Source organism: Peribacillus sp. NPDC097197 (assembly GCF_050278025.1).
GTDB lineage: Bacteria > Bacillota > Bacilli > Bacillales > DSM-1321 > Peribacillus.
On record NZ_JBNNST010000031.1, the window covers coordinates 1 to 13104 of the forward strand.

General features: G+C 40.9%; 13 protein-coding genes, 1 tRNA gene, 1 rRNA gene, 1 other RNA gene and 1 other annotated feature. Of the genes, 4 read left to right on the top strand and 12 right to left on the bottom strand.

Annotation, left to right across the window (positions count from 1 at the left end; translation table 11 throughout):
- From ACQKL6_RS20595 to tadA, 8 genes are all read right to left on the bottom strand, one after another.
- A 16S ribosomal RNA gene (locus ACQKL6_RS20595) occupies positions 1-65 on the bottom strand; the annotation flags it as partial.
- A gap of 364 nt (positions 66-429) precedes the next feature.
- Positions 430-699, bottom strand: coding sequence for a pro-sigmaK processing inhibitor BofA family protein (locus ACQKL6_RS20600; protein ID WP_402876139.1), 270 nt, complete (start codon positions 697-699; stop codon positions 430-432).
- Between the two features lie 102 nt (positions 700-801).
- Positions 802-1020, bottom strand: a complete 219-nt coding sequence (locus ACQKL6_RS20605) for a YaaL family protein (protein WP_402959830.1) — start codon at positions 1018-1020, stop codon at positions 802-804.
- A gap of 20 nt (positions 1021-1040) precedes the next feature.
- Positions 1041-1637, bottom strand: a complete 597-nt coding sequence (gene recR / locus ACQKL6_RS20610) for a recombination mediator RecR (protein WP_402876135.1) — start codon at positions 1635-1637, stop codon at positions 1041-1043.
- A 61-nt stretch (positions 1638-1698) separates the two neighbouring features.
- On the bottom strand, positions 1699-2016 hold the full coding sequence (locus tag ACQKL6_RS20615; RefSeq protein WP_402876141.1) for a YbaB/EbfC family nucleoid-associated protein: 318 nt from the start codon (positions 2014-2016) through the stop codon (positions 1699-1701).
- Between the two features lie 21 nt (positions 2017-2037).
- Positions 2038-3726, bottom strand: coding sequence for a DNA polymerase III subunit gamma/tau (gene dnaX / locus ACQKL6_RS20620; RefSeq protein WP_403125402.1), 1689 nt, complete (start codon positions 3724-3726; stop codon positions 2038-2040).
- Positions 3727-3889: 163 nt separating this feature from the next.
- Positions 3890-4154: signal recognition particle sRNA large type (gene ffs, locus ACQKL6_RS20625), an RNA gene on the bottom strand.
- 142 nt (positions 4155-4296) lie between these two features.
- Positions 4297-4803 (bottom strand): tRNA adenosine(34) deaminase TadA, encoded by a 507-nt coding sequence (gene tadA, locus ACQKL6_RS20630; RefSeq protein ID WP_402992101.1) that lies wholly within the window; start codon positions 4801-4803, stop codon positions 4297-4299.
- Positions 4804-4940: 137 nt separating this feature from the next.
- On the opposite strand from tadA, the gene ACQKL6_RS20635 reads away from it, so the two are divergent.
- The 3 genes from ACQKL6_RS20635 to ACQKL6_RS20645 all read left to right on the top strand — a co-directional run bounded on the left by ACQKL6_RS20635 (position 4941) and on the right by ACQKL6_RS20645 (position 6951).
- Positions 4941-5489 carry an isochorismatase family cysteine hydrolase gene (locus ACQKL6_RS20635; protein ID WP_402959835.1) on the top strand — a complete coding sequence of 183 codons (549 nt, stop codon included), beginning with the start codon at positions 4941-4943 and terminating at the stop codon, positions 5487-5489.
- A 153-nt stretch (positions 5490-5642) separates the two neighbouring features.
- Entirely contained in the window at positions 5643-6293 is a 651-nt protein-coding gene (locus tag ACQKL6_RS20640; RefSeq protein ID WP_402959836.1) for a deoxynucleoside kinase, read from the top strand.
- Positions 6280-6951 (top strand): deoxynucleoside kinase, encoded by a 672-nt coding sequence (locus tag ACQKL6_RS20645; protein WP_402876127.1) that lies wholly within the window; start codon positions 6280-6282, stop codon positions 6949-6951. The genes ACQKL6_RS20640 and ACQKL6_RS20645 overlap by 14 nt, the downstream gene beginning before the upstream one ends.
- 121 nt (positions 6952-7072) lie before the next feature.
- On the opposite strand, the gene ACQKL6_RS20650 is transcribed toward ACQKL6_RS20645, so the two are convergent.
- From ACQKL6_RS20650 to guaB, 4 genes are all read right to left on the bottom strand, one after another.
- A tRNA-Ser gene (locus tag ACQKL6_RS20650) sits at positions 7073-7165 on the bottom strand.
- 129 nt (positions 7166-7294) lie between these two features.
- On the bottom strand, positions 7295-8575 hold the full coding sequence (gene serS, locus ACQKL6_RS20655; protein WP_402959838.1) for a serine--tRNA ligase: 1281 nt from the start codon (positions 8573-8575) through the stop codon (positions 7295-7297).
- Positions 8576-8637: 62 nt separating this feature from the next.
- Positions 8638-8865: a binding site (T-box leader), on the bottom strand.
- 67 nt (positions 8866-8932) lie between these two features.
- Positions 8933-10249 carry a D-alanyl-D-alanine carboxypeptidase family protein gene (locus ACQKL6_RS20660; protein WP_402876124.1) on the bottom strand — a complete coding sequence of 439 codons (1317 nt, stop codon included), beginning with the start codon at positions 10247-10249 and terminating at the stop codon, positions 8933-8935.
- 173 nt (positions 10250-10422) lie between these two features.
- On the bottom strand, positions 10423-11886 hold the full coding sequence (guaB, locus tag ACQKL6_RS20665) for an IMP dehydrogenase (RefSeq protein ID WP_402876122.1): 1464 nt from the start codon (positions 11884-11886) through the stop codon (positions 10423-10425).
- Positions 11887-11998: 112 nt separating this feature from the next.
- On the opposite strand from guaB, the gene ACQKL6_RS20670 reads away from it, so the two are divergent.
- Positions 11999-12964, top strand: coding sequence for a YaaC family protein (locus tag ACQKL6_RS20670; protein ID WP_402992093.1), 966 nt, complete (start codon positions 11999-12001; stop codon positions 12962-12964).
- Positions 12965-13104 lie beyond the last annotated feature (140 nt).

Genomic DNA, 13104 nt, shown 5'->3' on the forward strand with positions numbered 1-13104 from the left:
TCGACTTGCATGTATTAGGCACGCCGCCAGCGTTCGTCCTGAGCCAGGATCAAACTCTCCGAAGAAATGTTTGACTTGCTCATTTTGCTTTTTTACAGTGTGTGCTCACTCAAAATTTACGTTGGCGCTTTGTTTTGTTCAGTTTTCAAAGAGCAATTATTCAGTTACTTACCTCGTAAGCGACTTTATTATCTTACCACGCATCCAATCTCTTGTCAACATTTATTTATGTTGTTTTGTTGGTTGAATGTTTATTAATTTGTTTGTCATTGTTGCGACTCCTAATATATTATCAGGTTGTTTTATTTCCGTCAATAGATATTTTACTATTTTATAAAAAATACATGGCTTGCCTCCACTTTCGTTAAATCAATAGAAGCTTCAAGGAGTTTTCCTTGAAGCTTCTTTCAACACCTTCCGCTTTCACTTCTATACTATCCAGTATCCGATAGCCGCTAGAGCAGCAACTCCCGGTATCCCAAGCAGTCCAGCAACCGCAGAGGTCACTAAATTGATTGGGACATGAATACCCGCTTGATTACCCAGCATATTAAGGAAGAATAAAAAAGCTGCCCCAATGATGACTTTTATAATGCCTTGTCCTATAAATCGAATGGGTTTCAATGGTGCTCCTATAATTAAAAGAACAAGAATCAAACCGCCAATTACAGCCACAAAAACAATTGGTTCCAATCTCATACCTCCCCACAAGCTTGTATTACACTTATATGTTGGATGATATAGATAAAGAACCGGCCCAAAAAAATGGTTATAAAGGAAACCCCTTATAACCACGGTCTATCATCTTTGTATGCGTACATTTCTTCTTTTCACTTCTCTAAATAAGTAGAAATACTTCACTTCCGCTAACCTCGTTTGTGCGATTACTTCTACAGATGGGTCTACACTTTTTTCAAGTAAGGATTTTTGGTTATGCCAATTCCTTTTCAACTGTTCAAGTTCCCCTATCAACGCCTCATTATATTCGTTTCGAAGCTGTTTTTTTTTACGAAAGAACACGCGGAGTCCTCCAAGCTATCTTATATTTCTCTTCTTCCTTCTATTGCTTTTGATAGAGTCACTTCATCTGCATACTCCAAGTCCCCTCCAACCGGAAGTCCGTGAGCAATCCGCGTCACTTTAATTCCCGATGGTTTAAGCAACCGGGAAATGTACATGGCCGTCGCTTCTCCTTCGATATTAGGATTCGTGGCCAATATGACCTCCTGTACCGTTTCATCTTGAAGTCGCTTCAATAAATCAGGAATATTTATATCTTCCGGACCAATACCGTCCATTGGCGAAATACTGCCATGCAATACATGATACAGGCCATTGAATTCCCTCATCTTTTCCATGGCTATGACATCCTTAGGGTCCTGCACGACACATATCAAGTCCCTATCTCTTCTTTGATCCTCGCAAATATAGCAAGGATCCTGATCCGTTATGTGCCCGCATACTGTGCAGTACATGAGATTTCGCTTTGCATTCACCAACGCTTTCGCAAAATCCAAAACAGTATCTTCTTTCATGCTCAGTACATGAAAGGCTAATCGAGCCGCAGTTTTCGGCCCTATCCCCGGCAATTTCATAAAGCTATCAATAAGCTTGGAAATCGGTTCTGGATAATGCATCAAATTCCTCCTAAAATTTCAAAAGAAACCCCCTTTGAAAGGAAGTTTCTTTTAAACTTGCTTAAAACATGCCTGGAAGGTTCATTCCCTTGGTGAATTGTCCCATCGTTTGGCTTGTTAGTTCTTCTGCCTTTTTCAAAGCATCATTGGTAGCAGCCAACACTAGATCTTGCAGCATATCGATATCATCCGGGTCAACGACTTCCGGTTTGATAATGACATCTACGATTTCCTTATGTCCGGTTACAATAACCGTTACCATTCCGCCACCAGCTGTTCCTTCAATCTTCTTTTCACCTAACTCTTCTTGTGCCTCTGCCATTTTCTTTTGCATTTTTTGCATTTGTTTCATCATATTTTGCATATTACCGCCACGCATACCCATTTTTCCTACCTCCAATTATTCTTTAATTTCGAGCAAATCATCTCCGACTAACTTTCTTGCTTCGGCTATGAAAGGGTCTTCTTCTTTTGATTCCGTTTCTTCTGGGCCTTCAAACTGTTGTGTTGAAATAAAATCCTCCCGCAACTTCTGCCACTGACTCTCCGGAACTCCGGCTATCTCCATACGATGACCAGTTAATTGCTGCATGATAGAGGCGATCACTTCTATGAAACGGTTATTTTCCATCGCCATTTGGCAATGAATATCATATTTGAATTTTACCACAAAAGCTTCCGTAGACGCAGCAACAGGTTCCGCTTCCGTCAACAGAGCCGCGAGTGACTTTTGGTTTTGCTGCCCTAACTGTTCAAGCACTTCCCCCCATTTACTCTTTACACCCTGTAAATTAGGTTTCGTGGCTTGCTTCAATACTTGGTTTATCTTTCCCGTCGGCGCCTTGTAAGCCTTTTTCATCGACCGTTGGGGTTTTGCCTGTTCCGCCGGTTTTTCAGAAACAACGGCAGCAACTCCATTTTGCTGTAAATCCATCATTTGTTTTTCCAACGCTTCTATCTTTTGAAGCAATTGTTGGACCTTCCCGTTATCCATTTCATTAGGCTTTTGCTCATTACATAGCTTCACCAGGGAAACTTCCAGGAATATACGGGGATGGTTCGTCCACCTCATATCTTGTTGCGTTTGGTTGAAACTTTCAATAATCGAATAGATCGATTTAGAAGGGATCACTTCTGCCAACTCCTTGAATTGCGGGTCAATCAACACCCTTTCAAAGGATTCTGCAAGAGATGGGGCAGCCTGGAACAGAAGCATGTCACGGAAATAATAAATCATATCTTCAATGAAGCGGGCTGGGTCTTTTCCCATAGCCAATAATTCATCAAGGACTTCAAGAGCCACGGCAACTTCCTTATCGTATATCGCTTTCGCCAATCTACTTAAGAACGATTGAGACACGGAGCCCGTTACCGTTAAAGCATCTTCCACCGATACCGTTTCGGAACTGAATGAAATGGCCTGGTCAAGTAGACTAAGCGCATCACGCATCCCGCCCTCGGCTGCTCTGGCAATGATGTGAAGAGCCTGCTCATCACAGGAAATCCCACTCTCGGCGATGATTTGTGACATCCGTCCGACAATGTCCTGTGGTTGTATTCTTTTAAAATCAAATCGCTGACAGCGGGAAATGATCGTTAATGGAATTTTATGAGGTTCAGTCGTCGCCAATATGAAAATGACGTGCTTTGGTGGTTCTTCCAATGTTTTTAATAAGGCATTAAACGCCCCCTGTGAAAGCATGTGTACCTCATCAATAATATAAACTTTATATGTAACCGCATTCGGTGCATATTTGACCTTATCACGAATGTCACGGATTTCTTCGACACCATTATTGGATGCTGCATCTATTTCAATAACATCTGATATGGAGCCATCGGTGATTCCGCGGCAAGTAGCACATTCGTTACAGGGTTCACTTGTAGGCGCATGTTCGCAGTTAACTGCTTTTGCAAGTATTTTGGCCGCACTCGTTTTCCCTGTCCCACGCGGTCCCGAGAATAAATAGGCATGGGAAACTTTTTGCCCGACAAGAGCATTCTGCAACGTTTTCGTCACATGCCCCTGTCCAACAACATCAATGAACTGTTGTGGCCGCCACACTCGGTATAATGCCTGATACCCCACGGAAATCCCTCCTTATTTTCTCCATCATTTCTATTATACCGTACTGGTTTCCTTAATTTCAAAATCCATTAAAGAAAAATGCTCCGATGAACCGAATTACCTTCTTAACGCGCAAAAAAACCCACCCTTTACGAATGAGTTTTTTGATTATGTAAAATAACTGCCGTGCACCTTCCGTCGATTAGCAACCATAAGCGTTACTTAAGCAGTTAGCTCAGCCCAGGCAACCCTGCGGCACATGAGAACTTCCACTTAATGCTGCTTCCTTCCGGACCTGACATGGTTCATGGAGACCCATTGCGCAGGACCCGGGCGTCAACACCACTTACTTAAGGCAGACCCTACAGAATGCTAACCTCGAGAAGGAATTCAACCTCGCTAGAGCGGATTGCGAGTACAGGGCACCGCTACCTCCCCGTCTAGCACGGCAAATGTGAGACCAATATTCATAGCGTCACTACGACGCATATCTTATTATACTAAGGTTATAAAAAAAACGCAAGTGTTGGGCAAGGAATGGCAATGCTCCATTTTTTAGGAGGTGAAAAACTGACACTTAGTTTCACGTCATTAATTTTCTGTTACCTGGCTTTCTTCCCTTTTCTTTTGCTTCAGCGCTTTCTTTCGATTCCTCAGTTGTTTAAAGAAAGCTGTTAAAATCCCGCCACACTCTTCTTCGAGCACACCGCTCGTAACCTCACATTGATGATTGAACCGCTGATCTTGAAGTAAGTCCATAAAGGTTCCCGCACAGCCTGCTTTTGGATCATGGGCACCAAATACGACCCGTTTCACCCTTGACTGCAGAATTGCGCCAGCACACATCGGGCATGGCTCCAGTGTGACATAAAGCGTCGCCTCTTCAAGTCGCCAACTACCAAGTTCCACACACGCTTCATTGATGGCAAGCAGCTCCGCATGGGCTATCGCGTTTTGGTCCGTTTCCCGCAAATTATGACCTCTCGCAACGATCCGGTCTTCTATAACTATCACGGCCCCAATTGGTACTTCATTCAGTTGGCGCGCTTTCTCAGCTTCACCCAAGGCTACGTTCATATAATATATATCATCTTTCATGAAAAAACCCCCTTTTACTAAGTAGGAGTAAATAGACAAATATAAGACAAAATAAAGGTCAACTACTTATTCTAATGAATAGTACCGTAAGCAGCTACCTGTCGCAAGTAATTTTGCATACTTAAGGAGGATACTACATGAACCGACCTGATTCCCCTTCAATCGCCCTACTGATTATCGATATGATCAATGACTTTAATTTCGATAATGGTGATATGCTCCTTCAACATACTAAAGCTATCATGAAACCGATAATAGAATTAAAAAGATATATGAAAGAAAATGGCTATCCAATCATTTATATTAACGATCACTATAAGTTATGGCAGGCCGATTACAATAAAATCATCGAGACCTGCAAAAATGAAAGAAATGCTAATCTAATAGAAAGAATCAAACCAGAGCAAGATGAGTTCTTCTTAATCAAACCGAAGCATTCCGCTTTTTATGGAACGGCGCTGAACACGCTTCTCCATCAACTTCATGTAAAACGTTTGATCCTCACAGGGATCGCCGGTAACATCTGTGTCCTTTTCACAGCTAACGATGCTTATATGAGAGAATATGAATTATGGGTTCCTGAAGATTGTATCGCTTCTGCCTCAAAGGATGATAACTATTATGCACTGACCATGATGAACCACGTCCTTAAAGCTTCTACAAAGAAAAGTTCATTGGATTTTTGAGTATTTTCCTTCGTGCTTACCAGTCATTCTCTACAATTTGGAACCAACAAAATACCACAGAATCCTCCCAGTTGTGTTACAATATCTTTTGGCTGAAAAACATAACAAACTGGAAGTTTCAGTCCGATACCTCATTGAAGGAGGACAGAATGGATGAAAACCATCCCATTTATCACTGTCGAAGGACCAATTGGTGTGGGAAAAACATCACTTGCAAAAGTAATTTCTGATCACTTCAACATTTCTTTATTGAAAGAAATCGTTGATGAAAATCCATTTCTCGGGAAATTTTACGATAATATCGATGAGTGGAGCTTTCAAACAGAGATGTTTTTTCTATGTAACCGTTATAAGCAATTAGAAGATATTGAAACCAAGTTTCTCACCAATGAACAAGCCGTGGTGGCTGATTATCATATATTCAAGAATTTGATTTTTGCAGAACGAACGTTAAAGGACGAACAGTACAATAAATACATTGAAATATTTAATATTTTAACTCGAGACATGCCGAAGCCAAATATGGTCATTTATTTGAATGCTAGTTTAGACACACTCTTAACTCGAATTAGCAAAAGAGGGCGTGAATTCGAAAAAAATATCAGTCCTAGTTACCTACAACAGCTATCCTCAGATTATCAAATATTCATGGAAACGTTCGAGCAAAAGCACCCAGACATACCCGTCCTCACATTTAATGGGGATGATTTAGACTTCGTCGGGAACAAGAACGATCTAAATATGATGATTAACCAAATAGAGAATGCCCTGCAAAAAGGAGTAGTACCACATGAACTTGCGTAAAAAGTATAATATCCCGAACAATGCTGTCATTACAATAGCCGGTACGGTTGGCGTAGGTAAATCGACGATGACGAACGCCTTGGCGGATGCCCTGCAATTCAGGACATCTTTTGAAAAGGTGGATGCCAACCCTTATCTTGATAAATTCTATGATGATTTTGATCGTTGGAGTTTCCACCTGCAAATCTATTTCCTCGCTGAACGGTTTAAAGAGCAGAAAAAGATTTTCGAGTATGGCGGCGGCTTCATTCAGGACCGATCCATTTATGAAGATACGGGGATTTTTGCGAAAATGCACTATGAAAAAGGCACTATGAATGAAGTGGACTACGAAACGTATACCAGCCTGTTCAACGCCATGGTGCTGACACCTTACTTCCCCCACCCCGATTTGGTTATCTATCTTGAGGGTTCAATCGATGATATCCTTAATCGAATCCAAGTACGTGGACGTCCGATGGAACAGCATACACCGATTGAATATTGGCAGGAAATGCACAATCGTTACGAGGAATGGATCAATCAATTCAATGCCTGTCCGGTCCTTCGTTTAAACATTAATGAATATGATCTTATGCATGATGAAGCTAGCATCGAACCTCTTATAAAACGGATTGCTGAATACATGGAACAAACCCGTTTACTACGTAATAAATAAATAAAAACCATTGGCATTGGTGCCAATGGTTTTTATGTTATATCAGAAAACAAAAATCCCGTTACATTTCTGTAACGGGACAACGATATCCAATTTATGCGCTGTGGTTATTAATAAGTTATGGAGGAGGTAGAGGGATTCGAACCCCCGCGGGATTTGACTCCCCTGTCGGTTTTCAAGACCGATCCCTTCAGCCGAACTTGGGTATACCTCCGTATCAACATTTATTATATTACACCGATTCACAAAAGAAGTCAAGCACTCTTAGAACACTTTTTTAAAATAATTATTAGTGGACCAGATTACCCTTTTCGGGGTCTGGTCCACATTATGATTTTAAACATTATTTTGGCTTGATGACTTCCGCACCACGCATATACGGGCGTAATACTTCAGGGATGATGACCGTGCCGTCTTCCTGTTGATAGTTTTCCAAAAGAGCGGCTACTGTCCGTCCAATGGCAAGACCCGATCCATTCAATGTATGAACGTGTTCCGGTTTGCCTTTCGCCTCACGACGGAATCGGATATTGGCCCGTCTAGCCTGGAATGCCTCAAAGTTACTGCATGATGAGATTTCCCGGTAGGTTCCATAGCTTGGAATCCATACTTCAAGGTCATATTTTTTAGCGGCAGTAAATCCAAGGTCACCCGTACACATACTCAGGACTCGGTAAGGCAATCCAAGTAATTGAAGAACTTTCTCGGCATGACCTGTAAGCTTTTCTAATTCTGCGTATGAATCTTCCGGCTTCACGAATTTAACTAATTCCACTTTGTTGAATTGATGCTGGCGAATTAACCCGCGTGTATCCCGGCCTGCAGAACCTGCTTCTGAACGGAAAGATGCACTATATGCCGCATAGCTGATTGGCAGATCATCGGCACTCAAGATTTCATCACGATGGAAGTTGGTAACCGGTACTTCCGCAGTAGGAATCAAGAAATAATCCTCGCTTTCAATTCTGAATGCGTCTTCCTCGAACTTAGGCAGCTGTCCTGTACCTGTCATGCTTGCACGATTGACCATATAAGGAGGCAGCATTTCCTCATATCCATGTTCTTCGACATGTAAATCCAGCATAAAGCTAATCAATGCACGTTCCAAACGGGCACCAAGACCTCTATAAAAGACAAAACGACTACCCGTCACTTTCGCAGCTCTTTCGAAGTCCAGTATTCCTAGATCACCAGCCACATCCCAATGGGGCTTAGGTTCGAATGTGAATTCCGGCAATTCACCCCATTTGCGAATTTCCACGTTATCGTCTTCCGTTTCTCCTACTGGAACACTTTCATGTGGAATATTCGGTATAGAAAGGAGCAACTTCTCTAATTTTGCTTCTACTTCACGTAGTTCTTCGTCATACCCCTTTATTTGATCGCCAACCTGACGCATCTCCGTAATCAGTTGGTCTGCATCTTTCTTCTCCCGTTTTAAAACGGCTACCTGTTGAGATACTTCATTTCGTTTACTTTTTAACTTTTCTGTATCCGCAATTAAAGACCGGCGTTTAACGTCCAGTTCCTCGAATTTACCCAAATCGGTCAAATCTTCTCCCCTGAATTGCAAAACATTCTTTAACTCTTCAAAGTTATTTCTTACGTATTTCAAGTCCAACATTACATTTCCTCCTTATTTACTGATGATTTTACTCGAGAACGCAAAAAACTCCCGTCCCCTGAAGAAGGGACGAGAGTTAACCCGCGTTGCCACCCTAGTTAAAGGTGTACGAAAAAACACCTTCCACTTATCACGATAACGGCTTTTAGCCGAAAGTAATTACTAACCTAGTAAAGGCGTTCCATACTTTACTCCAGGAGGGATTCATAAGACTCTCACACCGATTTGCACCAGCCACCGGCTCTCTTAAGAAAGAAGCACTTATTACTTTTTCCTGTCATGGTTTTCTCGAAATCAAATTGTTTTCCATAATGTACTATAATTTTACACATTACGCAACCATTTTATACACGAAAATTAAAACCAGCCTTTAACCGTAGAGGCTACACTGCTCCATACATCACCGAAGAATCCACCGATTGCGCGCATTGATAATACGAACCAGTTAGCTTTATCAACAGTTTCAGCAGCCACTAAATCGACTTTCGCTGTATCACTGTTAATAAATCCATAATCTTCACCCTGCTTAGGAGTTACAGCGATATAACCCAGCTTCTCCCCTTTTTTGATTGGGGCTGTTAACTTACCATCTTTATTCAACTTGCTTTTATCAACTACAACTTTAGTATTATATTGATCTTTTTCGCCGTTTTCGACTAGCATTTCAATCGCTTTCTTAGATTGAACTTTAATGCTGTCTTCCTTCCCTTTCACGACAGCCAGGCTCTTGCTACCTTTTACTTCGTAATTAGCAGGAAGGACTTTTTCTTTTTTAAATGTACTGTATGCATAATTCATCAGCTTAGTGCTATCGGCAAAACGTTCGTTTTTAGTAGTGGATTTCATCACTACCGTTATATAACGCTGCCCATCTCGGATGACTGTGCCCGTATGAGCGTAACCAGCGTAGTCTGTAGAACCTGTTTTAAGTCCATCTACACCCTCATATTCAAAAATTAGACCAGGTAACATCCAGTTGAAATTAGAATACTCTTTTCCATCTCGGAACTTCAGCTTAGAAATACTGGCATAATCTAATACTTCCGGATAGTCGTTAATTAGACGATAAGCAAGAAGTGCCGTATCCTTAGCCGTCATGACGTTCTCTTCATCAGCCTTACCAGTAGGGTATTCCCCTAAAAGATCCGAGTTATTTAAACCACTCGCGTTAACGAATTTATAATGCTTCAGTCCTAACTTACCAGCTTTTTCATTCATCAATTTCACGAAATTCTTTTCACTGCCAGAAATTAGCTGCGCAAGAGCTACTGTTGCAGCATTTCCTGAATAGACAGCCATAGCTTGGTATAGTTCCTTAACTGTATAATCTTCCCCTTCAGTTAAGCCAATATTCGACAAGTTCGGTGCCTTTGAAAGATCGTGAACATACTTATTTATTTTAACCTTTTGATCCCAAGTGATTTTCCCATTTTTAATCGCTTCCATGATGATATACTCTGTCATCATTTTTGACATAGAAGCAATGCCTAAAACTTTATCGGCATTCTTTTCATAGACGATTTGCCCTGTTACTCCATCAATGATGATGGCAGCCTCTGCCTTTAAGCCTAAATCAGTTTCAGCTTGAGCCTTCTGTGGTTGATAGGCAAATTGTGACATAACAAGAACAAAGACAAAAGTGAAAACGAGAGTAATCTTGCTGATTTTTTTCAATTTCCAATACCTCCAACTATTAAGCTTATCTCTATAGAATACAAAGAATTCTATGTAATCCCCTTGACACTTTGTCTAGTTTATCACAGAAAAAATAAAAAAAATAGACAGAGTAATCGAAGACCCTGTCTATTTTTACAATAAATTTTTATGACAATCATATGTTAATTTGATTACATAGAGTAATTGGGAGCTTCTTTGGTAATTTGTACATCATGTGGATGACTTTCTCTTAATCCAGCACCCGTCATCTTAACAAACTGAGCATTATCTCTCAACTCTTCTAATGAACCAGTTCCGCAATAACCCATACCGGACCGGATTCCACCAATTAACTGATAGATGGTTTCTGATAGTGGCCCTTTATAAGGAAGTCTGCCTTCAATTCCTTCTGGCACGAATTTCTTATTATCTTCTTGGAAATACCGATCTTTAGAACCCTTTTCCATAGCAGCAACGGAACCCATTCCCCGATATACTTTGAAACGGCGTCCTTGGAAAATTTCCGTTTCTCCAGGGCTCTCAGTTGTTCCGGCTAACATGCTACCTAGCATAACGGCATGACCACCTGCAGCAAGTGCCTTGACGATATCGCCCGAGTATTTAATTCCTCCATCTGCGATAATCGTTTTACCATGCTTTCTTGCTTCTGTAGCACAATCGTAAACAGCGGTGATTTGTGGGACACCCACACCGGCAACCACCCGAGTAGTACAAATTGAACCTGGTCCGATTCCCACTTTAACAACATCGGCTCCTGCCTCGATTAAAGCTTTCGTTCCTTCGGCAGTTGCAACGTTTCCTGCGATGATTGTTAAATTAGGATAAGCCTCACGGATATCTTTTACTACGTTAAGGACCCCAGCAGAGTGACCATGTGCCGTATCTAGTACAATAGCATCTACTTGAGACTTCACTAGCATTTCTACACGTTTCATTGTGTCTTTGGTTACTCCCACCGCTGCACCTGCAAGTAGTCTACCTTGCTTATCTTTAGCGGAATTAGGAAACTCGATGACTTTTTCAATATCTTTAATTGTAATAAGGCCCTTTAATACGCCTTGATCATTTACAAGAGGTAGTTTTTCAATTTTATACTTTTGAAGAATCTTTTCAGCTTGTTCCAAGTTTGTTCCAACCGGGGCCGTCACAAGATTCTCCACAGTCATTACACTGGAAATTTTCAAGGAGAAATCGGAAATAAATCGCAAGTCACGGTTTGTAATGATACCAACGAGCTTTTGTTCCTCTTCATTATTAACGACAGGAACACCTGAGATCCGGTATTTACCCATTAAATGCTCTGCGTCAAACACTTGATGATCGGGCGTCAAGAAAAATGGATCCGTAATGACACCACTTTCTGACCGTTTTACTTTATCAACCAGTTCAGCTTGAGCCTCAATCGACATATTTTTATGAATGATACCTAATCCACCTTGACGGGCCATCGCAATTGCCATTTCAGCTTCTGTTACGGTATCCATTCCTGCACTGATGATAGGAAGGTTAAGCCTTAAATTTTCTGCTAGATTGACCTGAAGATTAACATCTTTCGGTAAAACCTCTGATTTTGCCGGTATTAATAGGACATCATCAAAAGTTAAACCCTCTTTTGCAAATTTATTTTCCCACATTTTTTTCCCCTCCTACTTAAAAATATTATTTGTAGGTTATCAATTGGTTATACTACTGTCAAGATAAGAATGAAATGTTTGATTATTCTATTAATTAAAAGGAGTACTCATTATGCCTGAAAACAATGATAATTTCGATAAATTTACCCCCTTTTTTTCGGCTACTTCTTCTCAACTTTTTTTACAAAAACGTTATACGCAAGGAAAAATAGAAGATGCCGAAAAAAAAAGTTATGAAAACTGTTACCCATTCATTTACTATATTGAGCACTCTAAAATCTACTATAACCAATCAGCCAAAGCACCTCTTTGCATACAACCAATCTTATCCTTTTATGGGTTTACCCATTTATTAAAAGCCTGCCTCCTTACCGTTAATCCTAACTATCCGGAGTCTACCTCTTTACTTGCCCATGGAGTCACGACAAGGAAAAGAAAAAAACAGCAATATGATTTTTTAAAGGATGAAGTAAAAACACAGAAGAATGGACTTTTCACTTCGGTTGCCGAAAACTTATTCCATATTAAACATTTGGAAGGGGAGAAGTTTTCGATGGAATCCTTATTGGCAGAAATTCCTGAATTGCAATCGATTGCGTGGACCCATTCCAAAACAAATTTCATCACGCCCGTTTATATCCATGATGGTTTTGAACTACCTTCTTCTATACTCGATAGCTACCAAATGACGGCCGACCGTTTCTTCGAATTCATGAAGGGTAAAACGAAAGAAGTAACTGACTTGAAAGAGATGAAGGGGAAGCTATCATTAAAAGTAGATGGGCCACTCGATATGAATGGGCCATCTCCTATGCGATTCAATATGGAGGCTGAACTTTTTATGCTATCACTCAATAAGAATTCATCGGCTTTTTCACTACCTGAACTCCTGATTCATTATTTAATCTCATACAACCTTAGTATAATAGCTCGTTATGAAACAGAATGGTGGGCAGAACTCCTGAAAACGATGCCGAATGATGATTACCCCTCTATTGTACAGTTCCTTAAAATAAGCCAAGCCAAGATACCTTTGTTAGTCTTCGAATGGCTTAAACCTGGAAGTCTTGGTCGGTGAAATTCCTGAAAGATCATAAGTCACTAGGGGCATACACCCCTTTTTTGCACACAAAAAAAGGCCAAGCCTAATGGCTGACCTTTGAAATGGCTTGGCGGCGTCCTACTCTCACAGGGGGAAACCCCCAACTACCATCGGCG

Excerpts from the sequence above, each read along its gene's own strand:
- ACQKL6_RS20640 (WP_402959836.1), top strand. The coding sequence starts at position 5,643 with ATGAAAACCATCCCATTTATCACTGTCGAAGGACCAATTGGTGTGGGA.
- tadA (WP_402992101.1), bottom strand. The coding sequence starts at position 4,803 with ATGAAAGATGATATATATTATATGAACGTAGCCTTGGGTGAAGCTGAG.
- ACQKL6_RS20670 (WP_402992093.1), top strand. The coding sequence starts at position 11,999 with ATGCCTGAAAACAATGATAATTTCGATAAATTTACCCCCTTTTTTTCG.
- recR (WP_402876135.1), bottom strand. The coding sequence starts at position 1,637 with ATGCATTATCCAGAACCGATTTCCAAGCTTATTGATAGCTTTATGAAA.
- serS (WP_402959838.1), bottom strand. The coding sequence starts at position 8,575 with ATGTTGGACTTGAAATACGTAAGAAATAACTTTGAAGAGTTAAAGAAT.
- ACQKL6_RS20600 (WP_402876139.1), bottom strand. The coding sequence starts at position 699 with ATGAGATTGGAACCAATTGTTTTTGTGGCTGTAATTGGCGGTTTGATT.
- ACQKL6_RS20645 (WP_402876127.1), top strand. The coding sequence starts at position 6,280 with ATGAACTTGCGTAAAAAGTATAATATCCCGAACAATGCTGTCATTACA.
- ACQKL6_RS20615 (WP_402876141.1), bottom strand. The coding sequence starts at position 2,016 with ATGCGTGGCGGTAATATGCAAAATATGATGAAACAAATGCAAAAAATG.
- ACQKL6_RS20635 (WP_402959835.1), top strand. The coding sequence starts at position 4,941 with ATGAACCGACCTGATTCCCCTTCAATCGCCCTACTGATTATCGATATG.
- guaB (WP_402876122.1), bottom strand. The coding sequence starts at position 11,886 with ATGTGGGAAAATAAATTTGCAAAAGAGGGTTTAACTTTTGATGATGTC.